This window comes from Mycobacterium paragordonae (assembly GCF_003614435.1).
In the GTDB taxonomy this organism is placed as follows: Bacteria; Actinomycetota; Actinomycetes; order Mycobacteriales; family Mycobacteriaceae; genus Mycobacterium; species Mycobacterium paragordonae.
In genome coordinates, this window is sequence record NZ_CP025547.1 from 157,314 (window position 1) to 174,021 (window position 16,708).

The window sequence follows — 16,708 nt, forward strand, 5'->3', positions numbered from 1 at the left end:
GGAACGGTAGGACGCGACGGCTACGACTAGTTTTCGGGAAAATGTTGAGCTGCAGTACTTCCAGCGCGCCCGTGCGGAGGCAATTCCCTGAAAGGCGGGCTTGGTCAAGATGACAGGGCCGGCGCCGACGACCGAGGAACTTTCGTTTGACATTGAAGTCACCCAAGTGGTTTACGCGCTTCTTACACCGCTCACGGTGACCAGGTCGAGCGCGACGTCGCCGATCATGTCCTCCTGGCCACCGACCAGGCCGCGGCGGCCGACCTCGATGAGGATGTCGCGCACATCGAGATCGTGGCGTTGCGCGGCGAGTTCGGCGTGACGCAGGAAACTCGAGTAGACGCCGGCGTAACCGAGTGTCAGCGTTTCCCGGTCGACGCGGACCGGCCGGTCCTGTAGCGGGCGGACCAGATTCTCGGCGGCGTCTTGCAGGGCGAACAGGTCGCAGCCGTGTTGCCAACCGTAGATGTCGGCGACGGCGACGAACGCTTCGATGGGTGTGTTGCCCGCGCCGGCGCCATGCCCGCACAGCGACGCGTCGACCCGAAAGACGCCTTCTTCGACCGCAACAACCGAGTTGGCGACCGACAGCGACAGGTTCTCGTGCGCGTGGATACCGATCTGAATCCCGGGATCGAGCAGGTCGCGGTAGGCGCGCACCCGGTCGCGGACGTCGCGCATTGTCAGGCGTCCACCGGAGTCGGTGACGTACACACAGTGCGCCCCCGCGTCGGCCATCAGCTTCGCTTGGCGCGCAAGGACATCCGGTGCGGCCATGTGCGACATCATCAGGAAGCCGGAGACGTCCATGCCCAGGTCGCGCGCCTTGGCGATGTGCTGCTCGGCGATGTCGGCTTCGGTCGCGTGGGTGGCCACCCGCACCGAGGTGACACCGAGGTCGTGCGCGGCCACCAGGTCGTGGGCGGTGCCAATCCCGGGCAGCAGCAGTGTGGTCAGCCGCGCTCTGGTGATCTCCTCGGCCGCGGCAGCGATCCACTGCCCGTCGGTCGAGCTACCCGGACCGTAGGTGAGGCTGGAGCCGGCGAGGCCGTCACCGTGGGCCACTTCGATTGCCGCGACCCCGGCGGCGTCGAGGGCGGCGGCGATCCGGCGCAGTTGGTCAACCGGTAACCGGTGCCGGACGGCGTGCATGCCGTCGCGAAGGGTGACGTCCTGGATGTAGAGCTGCGTCATGGCACCCGTTCTTCTGTTCGCGCTTCTTTTCGCGCGGCGATGCTTTCACCGACCCGCAACGCGGCCGAGGTCATGATGTCGAGGTTTCCGGCGTAGGCAGGCAGGTAGTGCGCGGCGCCTTCGACTTCCAGGTACACCGACACCTGCCAATGCGGGCGTTCGTTTCCGGGGCCGGTCAGGTCCTGCGCCGGGTCGTCGGCGTCGACCCGGCGGAACTGCACGCGTTGTTTGAGCCGGTAGCCCGGCACGTAGGCGGCGACGGCGTCAACCATTGCGGTGATGCCTCTTTCGACGTCAGGGAGGTCCGCTTCGCCGATGAGGCAGTGCACGGTGTCGCGCATTATCAGCGGTGGATCGGCGGGATTGAGCACGATGATGGCCTTCGCCCGGTGGGCCCCGCCGACGACCTGCAATGCCTTGGCGGTCGTCTCGGTGAACTCATCGATGTTGGCGCGGGTGCCGGGACCCGCCGACTTCGACGCGATCGAGGCGACGATCTCGGCGTAGAGCACCGGCGTGGTGGCTGAGACCGCCGCGACGACGGGGATGGTGGCCTGGCCGCCGCAGGTCACCATGTTGACGTTGGGGCTGTCCAGATGTTCGCGCAGGTTCACCGCGGGCACCACGAACGGGCCGATGGCCGCCGGGGTGAGGTCGACGAGGCGCTTACCGTGTGGTGCGAGCAATCGCGCGTTGTCGAGATGCGCGGTGGCTGAGGTGGCGTCGAACACCACGCCGATGTCGTCGAAGCCCGGCATATCCAGCAGGCCCCGCACGCCGCCGGCAGTGATCGGCACGCCGAGACGCTGCGCCCGGCGCAGCCCGTCGGAGTCCGGGTCGATGCCGACCATCGCGCCCATCTCGAGGTGCTCCGAGAGCCGCAGCACCTTGATCATCAGATCCGTCCCGATATTGCCCGAGCCGATGACGGCGACCTTGGTGCGGGTCATGAGATCAGCTCCGCGAAAGAAACCTCGACCGACCCGATTCCGTCGATCTCAGCCACGTAGGTGCTGCCCGGCCGCACCGGCACCATGGGACCCAGCGCACCGGACAGCACGATGTCCCCGGCCCGCAGCGGCGCGCCGTTGTCCTGGGCGGTGCGGGCAAGCCACCGCAGCGCGTTCAGTGGGCTGCCCAGACAATCCGACCCCCGCCCGGTGGACACCACGACGCCGTCCTGGGTCATTTGCATTGTCCGCAAAACGAAGTCGAGGTCGGCTGCGGCAACGGCCGCCGACCCCAGCACGAACAGCGCCGACGAGCCGTTGTCGGCGATGGTGTCGACGATGCTGATCGACCAGTCGCGTACTCGTGAGTCGACGATCTCGATCGCAGGAACCGCGACTCCCGCGGCGGCTCTGATCCGCGACTCCGAGAGGTCGCCGTCGAGATCGTCGGCCAGGACGAACGCGATTTCGGCCTCGACCTTGGGCTGCAATAGCTTGCCGGTCGCGATGGTGGCGCCGGTCGCCACCTGCATGTCGGCGAACAGCACCCCGGAATCGGGTTGGTCGACGCCCAACTGCTGCTGCACCGCCGGTGACGTCAGACCGATCTTGTGGCCGACGATCCAGCGACCCCTTTTCAGCGAGTCCTCGGTGAGCAGGCGCTGCACGGCATATGCCGCCGCAATGTCGTCGTCACCCAGGATGTCACGCACCGGGTCACATTGTCGCGGTGCGGCGGCGGCGGCGATCAATCGGTCCGCGGCGTCAAGCAGAGCAGTTGTGGTGAGAGTCATTTGGCTCCTTCGAAGGTGGGCGTCAGCCCATGCTGCTGCCGCCATTGACGTAAATCGTCTGCCCGGTGATGAACCGGCTGTCCTCGCCGGCGAGAAAGGCCACAGCCGCCGCCACCTCCGCCGGGTCACCCGGGCGTCCGAGCGGTACGATCGCGGTTCCCTCTTCGACGATCCGTTCCAGACGCGTTGGCGCTTGGCCGGATTCGAGCAACTTCGCCAATTCGGGTGTGCGGACGTAGCACGGCGCCACCGTGTTCGCCGTGATACCGACTGCGGCAAACTCAAGTGCCAGCCCGGCAACATGGCGTGCACACCACCTTTTGCGGCGTTGTACATCGCGTGATCCATCAGTCCGGTACGCACCGAGTCCGCGCCGATGTTGATGATGCGGCCATGGCCGCGAGATATCATGTGCGGCAACATCGCCCGCACGCAATAGATTGTCGTCCACAGGTTGTTGTCGACGGTGGAGCGCAGCGTCTCCTCGGTGTGCTCGAGCGTCGGCAGGATCACGCCGCCGCCGGCGTTGTTGACCAGAACATCGACATGGCCGAGCGTCTCGATAGCCGTGGCCACCAGGTCGTCGGCCGCACCTGGCTGGTGGAGTTCAGCGACGAAGCCGCCGGCGATGGCCGCGTGCTCATACACGCGTTCCAGGTCCTCCTTGGTGCGGGTCGCCGCGAAAACCGCGGCGCCATCCTGGATTAATCGCGCGGCGATAGCCAGGCCGATACCCGATGCGGCGCCGGTGACGAGCGCGGTCCGCCCGCCCAGTGCGCCGCTCACAGGATGATCGCCACGTCGCCGACGGAACGTAGGTCGGTCATATCCAGTTCCACCCTCTTGGCGGCGATCCGGAAACCGCGGTCACTTCGGCGCAGTCGGTAGCGGTACCGGCCGACGTAGCAATTCGACCGCCCTGCCCTGAATCGCCATACCGTGAACGACGCGGTCACCGAGATGTCGTCCCCTGAACCGTCTTCCACCCGCACGTTGAACACCTGGTGATTGGTGCGGGAATGTGGGTACTCGCGGTGGGCGCGTCGGCTGTTGAGCCGTTCGACTCTGTTCGCCAGCCGGGTGTAGTTGTCGTCGACGAGCAACAGGTCGTGTGCCGGGTCGCCGTCGACCGCGTCGTTGCAGGGCACCTCGTATTTGACGTCTTCATCGACCAGCAGCAGCCATTCGTCGAGTCGCCATGCGTCCAGCAGGGCCGCTTCCGCGTAAAGGAAGTCCTCGACCTGCTCCCTCGAGATCGCCTGCTGGTCCGGCACTGTCGTGGTCATTGGGCACCCGCCAGGTCCGCCGCGGCGCCCATCTGGTGTTGCCAGCGCCGCCAGAATGCACGCATCTGCTCCTCGTCGTTGGCCAGCGGCGAGCGACCCATGCCGCGGGAGATGTCGTTCCATTCCACCCCGCCGCTGACGAAGCCCTGCTGGCACGACTCCAGCGCCTCCAGGTCGTCGGGAGTCGCGAAGCCGCCCGGCCCCAGAAACGTCAGAAAGCTGTCCAGTCGCCGCTCGCGCAGGGAAGGCGCCTCGTTGGCGGGCGCCAGTTCCCAGGCGGTGACGTCGACCACGTCGGGCGCGGGCGGATAGAAGGTGCGCACCGTCACCGCCATGATGTCGTTGATGATCAGGTTCGGGTAGATCAACATGTTGCGGTTCACCTCGGCCATCGTGTGTGCCCGCTCCTCGCCGTGGCGGGCGACCAGATCTGCTCTTAGCCGGTCGATTTCGACGCGGGCGTCCTCCCCGAACAGCGGCTCCCACTTGGCGACCGGGCGGCCCCACGGTGAGCTGTACTCGATGACGGCGTGCCCGTTGCCCAGATCGATGGCCCGGCCGCTGACTCCCCCGCGCAGGTCGGTGCCGATCGACACCAGGTACTTGAAGTAGGTGTCGTGCGTGGACTCCGCGTGGTAGCCGTCGATGCTGTTCTCCACCAACAGCTTCCAGTTGGCGTTGAAGCTGTACTGGTTGGTGCCGCGGACAATTTCGGCTGACCCGCCGCAACCGTCGACCACGAGATCGATGTAGTCCTTGGCACCGGCGAGATACGTCTCGAGGTCGACGATGCCGGGGTCGAAGCTGGCGAACACGAATCCCCGGTAGGACTCCGCCCGCGCCACCCGCTGCAACCCCAACTCGTCGAAGTTCACGCCCCCGGTGTACGCGTCGCGGCCGGGCACGCCCTTCAGATTTCCTTCGGTGTCGAAGGTCCAGGCGTGGTAGAAGCACTGGAAGACTTTGGAATTGCCGGACTCCTGCCGGCAGACCAGGGCGCCGCGGTGGGTGCAGGTGTTGTGGAACACGTTGACGTTGCCGGTCTTCACCCCGCGGACCATGAACAGCGGCCGCCCGCCAACCGGGCGCCGGACGAAGTCACCAGGATTGGGGATTTCTGACTCGTGCCCCACATATAGCCACGATGTGGCGAAGATCCGTTCGATCTCGGCCTGGTGGACCCGGGGCGAGGTCATCGTTGTGCGGTGCACCCGGAACCGATGGGCCGCAACATCATCGTCGACCATCGGCAGCTGCGCGGCGACATCGGCTGCTTCTGCCCGCTGGCCGAGCCGGGCCTGGATTCCGGTGCTCATGACCGGGCCAGATAGTCGGAGACCAGCGCGGAGAACTCGTCGGCACGCTCGATCTGGGTCCAATGTCCGCAGGCGCTGAACACATGCAGATCGGCGTTGGGCAACAGACCCAGCATCGTGACCGAGACCTGCATCGGGACCACCTGGTCCTCTCGGCCGTGCACCAGTAGTGCCGGTGTGGCGATGGCACGCACCTCTTCCTCGGTGATCCCGAGTTCGGATCCGGAGTGCCGCGGATCGAAGAACATAGCGCGGTATGCCTCGTAGGCGCCGTCGGCAATGCTGGCCTCATACCGGATCGCGACCAGCTCGTCGGTGATCATCGCCGGATCGACGGCGAAGTAGTTGCGCAGTAGATCGCGCATCGCTTCATGCGACGGTTGGTAGGCACGCAGTGCGGCAAGACCGCCGGTGAGCGTCATTCCGACACCGGGCGCGCCCATCAGCACCATGCGGGAGATCCGGTCCGGCCGGTCGGTGGCCATCTGAAGCGCGATGCGACCGCCCAGCGAATTGCCGACAATCGCGGTCTTCTCGATGCCGTGCGCATCCAGGAACGCCCAGACATGGTCGGTCCAGTTGCGCAGCGAATAGACGACGTCATCGGGCCGCTCGGTGGCACCGAACCCGACGATGTCGGGAGCGAGCACCCGGAACCGCTGCGACAACGCGCCAATGTTGTGCTGCCAGTTGGCCGTTGCCGACACCCCGGGACCCGAACCGTGCAGCATGACGACGGGTTCGCCGGCACCCGCCTCGAGATAGCTGGTTTCGATGCCTCCGGCATCTATCGTGTGCGCCGATACTGTCGCCGTCGTCATCGGTGACTCCCTTCCTGGAACACGGCAAAACATTTGTTGGAGTTGAAGACATCCGTGGTGACGAGCTCCGACCACGCAAGCTCGAGGCCGAGTTCATCGGCGGCGCCGGTCAGGCAGAACCAATTCAGAATTTCGTGCTGTCCTGCATCGACGATTTCGGCGGTAGTGGTTTCGTTCCACTTGGCCCAGTCACCCGCGGCGAAAAGTTCGTAGAGCCGCAGATCCGCCTCAGTGTCCGGGGCGATGTGCCAGGTCTTGTCGGCGAGGAAAGCGTGTGACCAACTCGACGAGGCGACCAGAGCAACCCGAAGGTCGGTGCCGGCGAACGACTGCGCCACGGCTCGGCCCAGCGCGAAGCATCGCGCGGGGGACGGGCCGACCGGATCCAGTCTCTCCGTGGCGATCTCGGCGAACCGCGCCAGCCCGCCGCGCCGCGCGATCGCATGCTGGCCATAGCAGTTCACGGTGATCGGAATCATCCGGTAGGGGAACTCACGCCCGGCGTGCGGATAGTCCAGGAACAGCTGGGTGTTGGCGATGGCGTGCGGGAACGGCGAATTCACCCGTTTCTGATATGAGTACGCCACGTCGAAGCCGCGTTGGAGCAACTGGTCGGCGAGCCGCCGGGCGCCATCGGCGTCGCCGTGCAACGTCATAGTCGTGTCGTCGGGCAGGCCCCACGCGTTGGGGCTGCCCCGCTTGGTCATCACCTCGAACTGGTCCACCTCGACGTCGCCGTAGGCCAGCACGCAGAACGGCGGAATGACCTCTTCGCGGAAGTTCTCATACTGGTCGTCACCCCACACCACCAGCACGTCGGGTTGAAACTCGTCCAGCGCTTCGCGGCAGCGGGCAAGATTCTCCACCAACAGCTTTCGATGATGGGCGGCCGCAGCTACACCGCGGTCCGCGCCCCACTCGGCGCGCATCGACGCCGGCCAATTGGCCGGATCTTTCACCTCGGCTGGAATGTCTGGGTCGGCCAGCGTCCAGCGCAATAGGGAGGCCATGTGCTCATCCGTGCCGGCCAGCAGCGGATAGTGGGTCAGGCCCAGACCCAAGAATTGCGGCATAGTTTTCCTCCAGATTGGTGCGGCAGATCCCGCGACGCAGGTCCGCGGGCAGGTGGGCCACGATGTCGTCGATCGGCTCGGGCATCGCCGGGAAGGGATAGTCGGATCCGAACACCACATGACCGCGGCCGAAGACCTCGATGGCCTGTTGCAGCGCCAGGTGGTTGTAAGTCAAAGAGTCGCACCATAATTGGGATGCAAGCCGACTTGGCCGGCAGGGCAGGCCGGCGATCATGGCCCCCTTGTCGAGCCGGCCGATCAGGGCCGGTAGCGCGCCCCCGCCGTGCGCGAGGCAGATTCGCACCGCGGGCCGCCGCGACAGTGCGTCACCGGTGATCAGTGCGGCCGCGGCCATCGCCGTCTCCATGGGCATCCCGACGCCAAACCCCAGGCCGAGTCCGGTCAATCGGGACGACAGGTCCTGGTCGCTGGGATGAACGAACACCAGGGCGCCGAGTTCATGGGCGACCGCGAAGAACCGGTCGAGGCTCTCATCGGCCAGCTCGACGTCGCCGACCCGGGTGCCGATCTCGACGCCGAGGAAGCCCGGTTGGCGCATGAACCGGCGCATTTCGTCAACGGCCCGGTCGGGGTCCTGGAGGGCGACGGCGCCGAGCGCGGCGAAGCGAGTGGGGTGTTGTTGTAAGACGCGCCCCAAGAAGTCGTTCTGAGCCGCCGCGAGTTCGGCCGCGCCGGCCGCCGACGCCTGATAGCAGAACGTTACTGGAATCGGCGAAAGCACTTGCATCCCAACGCCGTGACGGTCCATGTCGGCGATCCGGGCCTGTGCGGACCAGCACCGGTTGTCGATCTGGCGATAGGGGGCCCCACCGAACATCAGCTGTGCTTCGGTGTCATTGATGCGCTCGATGCTGGGCCACCGGTCATGCGGATAGGCCTGGCTCAGATCCGGTAGGTGGTCGTCGATGGCATGGGTGTGGACATCGACGAGCCCGGTGTCAGGGAATCGATGAGCGTCGATGGTCGTGACTCCGTACCAGAGGGCTAGCGGTGAGTGTCACCACCCTATCTATTATGCATACATAATTCAAGACATATATGCATAATGCTGTGCGTCACAGGGCGCGACGGTAGAAGTACCTGCATGCACGCAGGGCTCAGGACACCGCGAAAGCCAGCGGTGAGTCCGCTATCAGCGACGTTTGGTCAAGGCCGCTGCGGGGTGACGGGTGTGCGGTCCGGGTCGTCGGCCCGGATCAGGTCCTGATCGTGCCGGTTGATGGCGTCCACGAACGACGCCTGATCATGCAGCGCGATGGCGGCCACAATGTCATCGTGGACGCCCAGGCTGCTGGCCAGCAGCGGTTCGTGGTGGGGGACGAACACCACGCCGGTCAGCACAGCCTTGATGCTGGTCACGATGAGCTGGTGCATCCCCTCCAGGACGGGGATATGGGCAGCGGCGGCGACCACGCGGTGAAACGCCAGTACGGCGTCGAAGAACTGCGCGGCATCGGCGCTGGCCCGCATGGTGGCCATCGCCGAACGCATCGCGGCGATATCGTCGCTGGTCGCCCGCTCGAACGCCGCCTTGGTGAGGCCGAACTCGAGATACAGCCGGGCTTCGAACAGGTCCAAGGGGTGCGGGGTGGACGACTGAAACCACAGATCCAGCGCCCCGACCCGGACCTGTGGTGGCGCGCTGGCGACCGTGATCCCGCCGCCCGGTCCTGGCCGGACCGTCACCAGGTCGCGATCACGCAGGATGCGCAGCGTCTCGTTCATCACCGTCGGGCTGATGCCGAACCGGTCCATGATCTCCGAGCGTCGCCCAAGGTGGGCGCCGACGGGAAGGCGGGCACTGAGGATCTCGTGTTCGAGATCGGCTGCGACGCGTTCGGCTCGAGAGGACCGCAGCGCAGGCTCGCGACGTTGCACGCAGCCTCCTTTAAAATCGCCGCCGCCCTGAAATGGCGCGGCCACTGCAAGTTTCCCAGATGAACCCCCAGATGAACCATTGTGAGGGAGTCCGGACCGATGGATCGAACAACCGGCCGAGAAGCCTACCGCGCTGCCCGCGAAATCGTGGTGCGACACCGCGACGACTACGACGCTGCGATAGCGGCCTTCCACTGGCCGGACGTCGGAGCCCAATTCGATTGGGCGCTCGACTGGTTCGACCCAGTAGACCATCTCCGGCAAGATCCGGCGCGTAGACCTACGCGCACGTGAAAACAACTACACACCAAGCGATTCAGTGCATGAATATCGCGACGGGTAATGCAGCCTTGTTGAGTCGCCGTCCGCCGCATGGCCTCGCATGTGGTCAGCAAACCCACACGCGGTTACTGGAAATGACTCCGACGAGGGACTCCTTATCCCTCTTGGTGGAGCAGTCACCGTGCCGATCGCCTAGATAGCGTTCCCGCCATGGCGCCGGCAGACCTACCTCGCGAGCGCCCACGACCTAACCGGCGGGACGCACGCGTCTTGCCCGTGTCGCGGGAGCACCCGTGCTGACGACGTATGCGGCTACCAAACCGATCCGCGCGATCGGCGGTTTCTTCGCGATGTCTCTGGACACCTTGGTGTTGACGTTCAAGCCACCGTTCGCCTGGCGCGAATACCTTCTTCAGAGTTGGTTCGTGGCCCGGGTGTCCATGGTGCCGGCGTTGATGATGACGCTCCCGTACTCGGTCATCTTGACGTTCATCTTTAACATTCTGCTGACCGAAATCGGTGCCGGAGACTTCTCCGGAACGGGCGCGGCAATCGGCACTGTGAACCAGATCGCCCCGATCGTCACCGTGCTGGTGGTCTCTGGCGCGGGTTCCACCGCGATGTGCGCCGATCTGGGTGCGCGCACGATCCGCGAGGAACTCGACGCCATGCGGGTGCTGGGCATCAATCCCATCCATAGGCTGGTGGTCCCGCGTGTCCTGGCGGCCACAACGGTGGCTTTAGCGCTGGAATCGGCGGTAACTGTGGTGGGTCTCAGCGGCGCGTTCTTTTTCACCGTATACGCCCAGCACGTCTCGGCGGGTGCGTTCGTTACCGGGCTGACCACGCTCACCGGCCTAGCCGACGTCCTCGTCTCGCTGGTCAAGGCGATGCTGTTCGGGATGGCGGCAGGCCTGATCGCCTGCTACATGGGCATCTCGGTCGGCGGTGGTCCGGCCGGTGTCGGCAACGCCGTCAACGAGACCGTGGTGTTCACCTTCATGGTGTTGTTCGCCATCAACGTCATCGTGACCGCCGTCGGTATCCAGTTCACGGTGTCGTGAGGTGGACATATGACAGAGACCGTTCCGAGTGCCCTTCCGAGCAGGCTCCATCCGCGGCTGCAGCGCACGTTAGACGGCGTGCAGAGCGAGTGGAACCGGGTCGGAACGCAGACACGGTTCTATGTCACGACACTCGGGGCGATTCCCGATGCTGTCATCAATTACCGGACCGAGTTGCTGCGCCTGATCGCGCAATTGGGCTTGGGTGCTGCGGCGCTGGCGATGATCGGGGGGACCGTCGTGATCGTCGGCTTCCTGACCATGACCACCGGCGCCTTGGTGGCGGTACAGGGTTACAACCAGTTGGCGTCCGTCGGTATCGAAGCCCTCACCGGATTCGCGTCGGCCTACTTCAACGTCCGGCTCATTGTGCCCGGAACCGCGTCCGTCGCATTGTCGGCGACCATCGGTGCCGGCGCCACCGCTCAGATGGGCGCGATGCGGATCAACGAGGAGATCGATGCGCTCGAGGTGATCGGTATCCGCAGCGTCAGCTACCTGGCGTCCACCCGGGTCGTTGCCGGGGTCGTCGTGGTGATCCCGCTGTACTGCGTGGCAATCATGATGGCCTTTCTGGCCTCCCGCGCCGGCACCACCGCCATCTACGGTCAGGGCACCGGTGTCTACGACCATTACTTCAACACGTTCCTCAGTCCCCGCGACATCATCTGGTCGTTCTTCCAGGTGGTGGCGATCACGATCGTGGTGATGCTGGTGCACACCTTTTACGGCTATACGGCGAGTGGTGGGCCCGCCGGCGTTGGTGAGGCCGTAGGCCGGGCCGTGCGTACCTCGATGGTGGTCGCGGCAGTAGAGATCGTGATGATCACGCTTGCCGTCTACGGGCAGTCCGGCAACTTCCACCTGGCGGGCTGACACTATGAAACCCAGGGCAGGCCAACACCGCATCCGCTCCGCCTGGTGGACGGTGATCCTGTTCGGGGCCATCGGTGTCTTCCTTTTGGTGACCACGACGTCCTTTGCCGGCACGTTCAGATCATTTGTGCCGGTGACCCTTACGTCAGATCGAGCCGGGCTGGTGATGGAGACCGGCGCCAAGGTCGAGTTGCGTGGCGTCCAGGTCGGCCGGGTCGGCAACATCGGCGAGGGCCAGAACATGGCCAGCTTGAGCCTGGAGATCGACCCCGATCAGATCCGCTACATCCCGGCCAACGTGCAGGCACAGATCAGTTCCACGACCGCGTTCGGCGCCAAGTTCGTCGAGCTGGTGTATCCGGAGAACCCGAGTCGTGCTCGGTTGACCGCGGGCGCGGTGCTGCACTCGAAGAATGTCAACACAGAGGTCAATACGGTTTTTGGCAATGTCGTCGACCTGCTCAACATGATCGATCCGGTGAAGCTGAACGCAGTGCTGACCGCAGTGGCCGACGGCGTACGCGGCCAAGGCGAACGGATGGGCGAGGCGACTACCGACCTCAATCAGGTGTTGCAGGCACTCAACGCGCGCAGCGACACCATCCGCCAAGACTGGCGCTCCTTCAAAAACTTCAACGACACCTATGACGCGGCCGCCCGGGACATCTTGACGGTTCTGAATGCCGCCAGCACCACCAGCACCACCGTGGTGGATCATTCGAAAGCGCTGGACTCATTGCTGCTCAACGTCATTGGCTTCGCAAACGCCGGGACCAACTTGCTCGGTACCAGCAGGGACAATCTCGTCGGGGCAGTCAACATTCTCGAGCCGACGACGAACCTGCTTCTCAAGTACAGCCCGGAGTACACCTGCTTTCTGCAGGGCGCCAAGTGGTATCTGGACAACGGGGGCTACGCGGCGTGGGGCGGCGACGGCCGCACTCTTCAACTCGACGTCGCTCTGCTGCTGGGCAACGACCCCTACGTCTATCCGGACAACCTGCCGCTCAACGCCGCCAAGGGCGGACCCGGCGGACAGCCCGGGTGCGGGTCGCTGCCGGATGCCTCCAAGAACTTCCCGGTGCGCCAGCTGATCACCAACACCGGTTGGGGAACCGGGCTCGATATCCGGCCCAACCCCGGCATCGGGCATCCCTGTTGGGCCGACTACTTCCCGGTGACCCGTGCCGAGCCCAAGCCGCCCTCCGTGCGTCCGTGTATCCCCGGGCCGGCAGTGGGGCCGGAGCCGTACGGCAACGGCGCGCCGCCGTACAACGCCACGCTGTACGGGCCGGGTGGAGTGCCGCTGTGGCCAGGGATACCCCCGGCGCCACCACCGCAGCCCGGCCCGCCCCCAGCGGAAACGGGACCGCCGCCACCGTGACCGTTGACCCTCGATACAGGCAGGAGAAGAAGCTATGCAGGAGAACCTGAAAGGCGTCATCGTGCGCCTCGGCGCATTCCTGACGGCATGCCTGCTGGCCGCGTTCTTGCTGGTAGCCATCTTCGGGCAGGTCCGATTCGGCGAGGGTAAGACCTACTACGCCGAGTTCACCAACGTGTCCAATCTGAGGGTGGGCAAGCTGGTCCGCATCGCCGGGGTTGAGGTAGGCAAAGTAAAGGCCATCTCCGTCAACCCCGACGCGACGGTGCGGGTCGAGTTCACCGCCGACGACTCGGTGACCCTCACGGAGGGAACCCGGGCAGTGATCCAGTACGACAACTTGTTCGGCGACCGATACCTGGCGCTCCAGGAGGGCAGCGGGGGACTCAAGATATTGAGTCCCGGTCAGACCATTCCGGTGGACCGCACCCAGCCGGCGCTGGATCTGGATGCGCTGATCGGTGGATTCCGCCCGCTGTTTCGTGCGCTGAACCCCGAACAGGTGAATGCGCTGAGCGGACAGTTGCTGCAGGCGTTTCAAGGGCAGGGCCCCACGATCGCGTCGTTCCTGAATCAGGCGGCGGCGGTGACCAATACCCTGGCCGACCGAGATCAGCTGATCGGGCAGGTCATCACCAACCTCAACGTGGTGCTCGGTTCGCTGGGCGGCCAGAACGACCGGCTGGACAAAGCGGTTATTTCGCTGTCGCAGTTGGTTCACGGGCTGGCAGAACGCAAGACCGACATTTCCAACGCGGTGGCCTACACCAACGCCGCCGCAGGATCGGTCGCCGACTTGCTGGCCCAGTCCCGTGAGCCGTTCCGGAAGGTGGTTCACGAGACCGATCGGGTTTCGACCATCGCGTTAGCCGACCACGACTACCTCGACAATCTGCTCAACACGTTGCCGGACAAATACCAGGCGCTGGTCCGGCAGGGCGTCTACGGCGACTACTTCGCCTTCTACTTCTGCGATGTCGTACTCAAAGTCAACGGCAAAGGGGGCCAGCCGGTGTACATCAAGGTGGCCGGTCAGAGCACGGGACGGTGCGCGCCGAAATGAAATCCTTCTCCGAGCGCAGCCCGATGGTCCTCGGCACCGTCGGCATCCTGGCCGTCGCCGGGATCGTGACGGCCGCGCTGCAATACCAGAAGCTGCCCTTCTTCAACCAGGGCACCGACGTCTCCGCCTATTTCGCCGACGCGGGCGGCTTGCGAACCGGCAACGCTGTCGAAGTTTCCGGATATCCGGTGGGGAAGGTCGCGAGCATCGAACTCGACGGGCCGGGCGTGCTGGTCAAATTCAAAGTCGGCAAGGACATCCGTCTCGGGGACCGCACCGAGGTGGCGATCAAAGGCAAAGGCCTCTTGGGCGGCAAGATTCTCGACGTCCTACCCCGCGGCGACGGCAGGCTGAATGGCCCCATCCCAATCGAGCGGACCGTCTCGCCCTACCAGCTACCCGAGGCCCTTGGCGACCTGGCCGCCACGATCAGCGGGCTCAACACCGAACAGCTTTCCGGGTCGCTCAGCACACTGGCGCAAACCTTTGCCAACACCCCGCCAGACCTCAGGAACGCGTTGCAGGGGGTGGCGCGGTTTGCGCAAACACTCGACGAGCGCGACGCGCAACTTCGCAATCTGCTCAGCAACGCCGCCAAGGCGACGGGGGTGCTGGCCAAGCGCACTGATCAGATCGTCGGCCTGGTGCGGGACACGAATGCGCTGCTGGCACAGCTGCGGACACAAAGCGCGGCCCTGAGTCAGATCTGGACGAATATGTCGGCGGTGTCGCGGCAACTGCAAGGGTTCATTGCCGAGAACCGACAGGAACTGCGGCCGGCGCTGGACAAGCTCAACGGGGTGCTGGCGATTGTCGACCAACGCAAGGAACGCATTCAGCAGGCCATCCCACTGATCAACACGTATGTGATGTCGCTTGGTGAATCGGTTTCATCCGGTCCCTTCTTCAAGGCGTACGTGGTGAATCTGCTTCCGGGTCAGTTCGTCCAGCCGTTCATCGGTGCCGCCTTCTCCGACCTGGGACTGGACCCGGCCACGTTGCTGCCGTCGCAGCTGACCGACCCGCCAACAGGCCAGCCCGGGACCCCGGCGTTGCCGATGCCGTACCCGCGGACCGGCCAGGGTGGCGAGCCGCGGTTGAATTTGCCAGACGCGATCACCGGCAACCCGCAGGATCACCAGTGCGGTATGCCCGGTGCGGCGTTGCCCGGCCCCGGCTGTTACCCGTATCGGGAACCCCCGCCGGCCCCGCCACCCGGCGGCCCGCCGCCCGGACCGCCCGCTCAACCGCCTTCGAGCCTTCAGTCCCGACCCGAACCGACATCCGCGCCGACCGTCGTAGAAGTGGGCCCAGGACCGTCCCGGCCAGGAGGTCAACCGTGATGACGAGGCTGCGTCGGGCCCGCGCCGTGCTGGCGACCACACTTGTCCTGGTTCTCGTGGCCGGGGTGGTCGTCGCGATGCGGGCCGGCGATCAGGCCGCCCGGACACTCGTGGTCGGCTACTTCGACAACAGCAACGGCTTGTTTGTCGGTGACGACGTGCGCATCCGCGGCGTGCCGGTGGGCAAGGTCGTCAAGATCGAACCGCAGCCGCTGCGGGCCAAGATTTCGTTCTGGTTCGATCGCAAGTACAAGGTGCCGGCCGATGCCAAGGCCGCGATTCTGTCGCCGCAGCTGGTCACCGGCCGGGCTATCCAGCTGACGCCGCCCTACAGTGGCGGGCCCACCATGAAGGACGGCGCGGTCATCCCTGCTGACCGCACCGCGGTGCCGGTGGAGTGGGATGACTTGCGGGCGCAACTGCAGCGGCTGACCGAATTGCTGAAGCCCACCCAGCCCGGTGGGGTCAGCACGTTGGGTTCGCTCATCAACACCGCAGCCGACAACCTGCGCGGTCAGGGCTCCACAATTCGCGACACGATCATCAAACTGTCGCAGGCAGTGTCCGCGCTCGGAGACCACAGCAAAGACATCTTCGCCACCTTCAGAGATCTGTCGACACTGGTTACGGCCCTGCACGACAGCGCAGATCTGCTCGAGCAGCTCAACCACAACCTGGCGGCGGTGTCCTCGGTGCTGGCCGACGACCCCAACAAGGTCGGCCAGGCGTTCGAAGACCTCAACGGGGTGGTAGCCGACGTGCAGAGTTTCGCCGCCGACAACCGGGAGGCGGTGGGCACCGCGTCAGACAAACTGACGTCGATCACCCAGGCGCTGGTGGCGAGCCTCGACGACATCAAGCAGACGCTGCACATCGGGCCGACGGTGTTGCAGGACTTCAACAACATCTACGAACCGGCCAACGGTGCGCTGACCGGCGCACTGGCGGGCAACAACATGGCCAACCCGATCGAGTTCCTGTGCGGATCCGTGCAAGCAGCCTCCCGGTTGGGCGGTGAGCAAGCGGCGAAACTCTGCGCGCAGTACATGGCGCCAATCTTCAAGAACCGCCAATACAACTTCCCCCCGCTAGGAGAGAACTTGTTCGTCGGTGCACAGGCCAGGCCCAACGAGGTCACCTACAGCGAGGACTGGATGCGGCCCGATTTTGTGCCGCCGGCCGCGAACGCGACGCCACCTGGCCAACCCGCCGCCGCGTCCCCGCCATTGCCCGCCGAAGCACCGGCTGCCGGCCCGCCCGCTCCCGCACCGTCGGCAACCGACCCCGCGGCCGGCCTGCGCGGCATGATGATCCCCCCGGGAGGTGGCTCATGAGGTTCAGCCGCTGGCGCCGCGCCGCGGCG

General features: G+C 65.3%; 15 protein-coding genes and 1 pseudogene. 6 read left to right on the plus strand and 10 right to left on the minus strand.

What is annotated here, in order from left to right; translation table 11 throughout:
* Positions 1-171: 171 nt before the first annotated feature.
* The 10 genes and pseudogenes from dmpG to C0J29_RS30975 form a co-directional block, all read right to left on the minus strand.
* The gene (gene dmpG / locus C0J29_RS30930) at positions 172-1,194 is read right to left on the minus strand and encodes a 4-hydroxy-2-oxovalerate aldolase (RefSeq protein ID WP_084023478.1); all 1,023 of its coding nucleotides are present in this window, start codon (positions 1,192-1,194) and stop codon (positions 172-174) included.
* Positions 1,191-2,144 carry an acetaldehyde dehydrogenase (acetylating) gene (locus C0J29_RS30935; RefSeq protein WP_084023479.1) on the minus strand — a complete coding sequence of 318 codons (954 nt, stop codon included), beginning with the start codon at positions 2,142-2,144 and terminating at the stop codon, positions 1,191-1,193. Before C0J29_RS30935 ends, dmpG begins: the two co-directional genes overlap by 4 nt.
* Positions 2,141-2,938, minus strand: a complete 798-nt coding sequence (locus C0J29_RS30940) for a 2-keto-4-pentenoate hydratase (protein ID WP_084023480.1) — start codon at positions 2,936-2,938, stop codon at positions 2,141-2,143. The genes C0J29_RS30935 and C0J29_RS30940 overlap by 4 nt, the downstream gene beginning before the upstream one ends.
* 22 nt (positions 2,939-2,960) lie before the next feature.
* Positions 2,961-3,724: pseudogene (locus C0J29_RS30945) on the minus strand (SDR family NAD(P)-dependent oxidoreductase).
* Positions 3,721-4,224 (minus strand): aromatic-ring-hydroxylating dioxygenase subunit beta, encoded by a 504-nt coding sequence (locus C0J29_RS30950; RefSeq protein ID WP_084023482.1) that lies wholly within the window; start codon positions 4,222-4,224, stop codon positions 3,721-3,723. Before C0J29_RS30950 ends, C0J29_RS30945 begins: the two are co-directional and overlap by 4 nt.
* Positions 4,221-5,471, minus strand: coding sequence for an aromatic ring-hydroxylating oxygenase subunit alpha (locus C0J29_RS30955; RefSeq protein WP_084023527.1), 1,251 nt, complete (start codon positions 5,469-5,471; stop codon positions 4,221-4,223). Before C0J29_RS30955 ends, C0J29_RS30950 begins: the two co-directional genes overlap by 4 nt.
* 65 nt (positions 5,472-5,536) lie before the next feature.
* Positions 5,537-6,361, minus strand: a complete 825-nt coding sequence (locus tag C0J29_RS30960; RefSeq protein ID WP_084023483.1) for an alpha/beta fold hydrolase — start codon at positions 6,359-6,361, stop codon at positions 5,537-5,539.
* A complete protein-coding gene (locus C0J29_RS30965) occupies positions 6,358-7,434 on the minus strand; it encodes a DODA-type extradiol aromatic ring-opening family dioxygenase (protein WP_084023484.1) in 1,077 nt (358 codons plus the stop codon). The genes C0J29_RS30960 and C0J29_RS30965 overlap by 4 nt, the downstream gene beginning before the upstream one ends.
* Positions 7,376-8,416, minus strand: coding sequence for an amidohydrolase family protein (locus C0J29_RS30970; protein ID WP_084023485.1), 1,041 nt, complete (start codon positions 8,414-8,416; stop codon positions 7,376-7,378). The genes C0J29_RS30965 and C0J29_RS30970 overlap by 59 nt, the downstream gene beginning before the upstream one ends.
* Positions 8,417-8,601: 185 nt before the next feature.
* Positions 8,602-9,333 (minus strand): FadR/GntR family transcriptional regulator, encoded by a 732-nt coding sequence (locus C0J29_RS30975; RefSeq protein WP_084023486.1) that lies wholly within the window; start codon positions 9,331-9,333, stop codon positions 8,602-8,604.
* Between the two features lie 632 nt (positions 9,334-9,965).
* Here C0J29_RS30975 and C0J29_RS30980 point away from each other — a divergent pair.
* From C0J29_RS30980 to C0J29_RS31005, 6 genes are read left to right on the plus strand one after another with little or no spacing between them, the layout of a single operon-like run.
* A complete protein-coding gene (locus C0J29_RS30980; protein WP_084023528.1) occupies positions 9,966-10,679 on the plus strand; it encodes an MlaE family ABC transporter permease in 714 nt (237 codons plus the stop codon).
* Positions 10,680-10,688: 9 nt separating this feature from the next.
* Entirely contained in the window at positions 10,689-11,555 is an 867-nt protein-coding gene (locus C0J29_RS30985; protein ID WP_084023487.1) for an ABC transporter permease, read from the plus strand.
* Positions 11,556-11,559: 4 nt separating this feature from the next.
* Positions 11,560-12,939, plus strand: coding sequence for an MCE family protein (locus tag C0J29_RS30990; protein ID WP_084023488.1), 1,380 nt, complete (start codon positions 11,560-11,562; stop codon positions 12,937-12,939).
* 34 nt (positions 12,940-12,973) lie between these two features.
* Positions 12,974-14,002: a virulence factor Mce family protein gene (locus tag C0J29_RS30995; RefSeq protein ID WP_084023489.1), complete on the plus strand. Its 1,029-nt coding sequence runs from the start codon at positions 12,974-12,976 to the stop codon at positions 14,000-14,002.
* Entirely contained in the window at positions 13,999-15,345 is a 1,347-nt protein-coding gene (locus tag C0J29_RS31000; protein WP_084023529.1) for a virulence factor Mce family protein, read from the plus strand. Before C0J29_RS30995 ends, C0J29_RS31000 begins: the two co-directional genes overlap by 4 nt.
* The gene (locus tag C0J29_RS31005) at positions 15,342-16,679 is read left to right on the plus strand and encodes a virulence factor Mce family protein (protein ID WP_084023490.1); all 1,338 of its coding nucleotides are present in this window, start codon (positions 15,342-15,344) and stop codon (positions 16,677-16,679) included. Before C0J29_RS31000 ends, C0J29_RS31005 begins: the two co-directional genes overlap by 4 nt.
* Positions 16,680-16,708 lie beyond the last annotated feature (29 nt).

Bases quoted from the DNA above. Each gene is read 5' to 3' on its own strand.
- dmpG (WP_084023478.1), bottom strand. From the start codon at position 1,194: ATGACGCAGCTCTACATCCAGGACGTCACCCTTCGCGACGGCATGCAC.
- C0J29_RS30935 (WP_084023479.1), bottom strand. From the start codon at position 2,144: ATGACCCGCACCAAGGTCGCCGTCATCGGCTCGGGCAATATCGGGACG.
- C0J29_RS30940 (WP_084023480.1), bottom strand. From the start codon at position 2,938: ATGACTCTCACCACAACTGCTCTGCTTGACGCCGCGGACCGATTGATC.
- C0J29_RS30950 (WP_084023482.1), bottom strand. From the start codon at position 4,224: ATGACCACGACAGTGCCGGACCAGCAGGCGATCTCGAGGGAGCAGGTC.
- C0J29_RS30955 (WP_084023527.1), bottom strand. From the start codon at position 5,471: ATGGTCGACGATGATGTTGCGGCCCATCGGTTCCGGGTGCACCGCACA.
- C0J29_RS30960 (WP_084023483.1), bottom strand. From the start codon at position 6,361: ATGACGACGGCGACAGTATCGGCGCACACGATAGATGCCGGAGGCATC.
- C0J29_RS30965 (WP_084023484.1), bottom strand. From the start codon at position 7,434: ATGCCGCAATTCTTGGGTCTGGGCCTGACCCACTATCCGCTGCTGGCC.
- C0J29_RS30980 (WP_084023528.1), top strand. From the start codon at position 9,966: ATGTCTCTGGACACCTTGGTGTTGACGTTCAAGCCACCGTTCGCCTGG.
- C0J29_RS30985 (WP_084023487.1), top strand. From the start codon at position 10,689: ATGACAGAGACCGTTCCGAGTGCCCTTCCGAGCAGGCTCCATCCGCGG.
- C0J29_RS30990 (WP_084023488.1), top strand. From the start codon at position 11,560: ATGAAACCCAGGGCAGGCCAACACCGCATCCGCTCCGCCTGGTGGACG.
- C0J29_RS30995 (WP_084023489.1), top strand. From the start codon at position 12,974: ATGCAGGAGAACCTGAAAGGCGTCATCGTGCGCCTCGGCGCATTCCTG.
- C0J29_RS31000 (WP_084023529.1), top strand. From the start codon at position 13,999: ATGAAATCCTTCTCCGAGCGCAGCCCGATGGTCCTCGGCACCGTCGGC.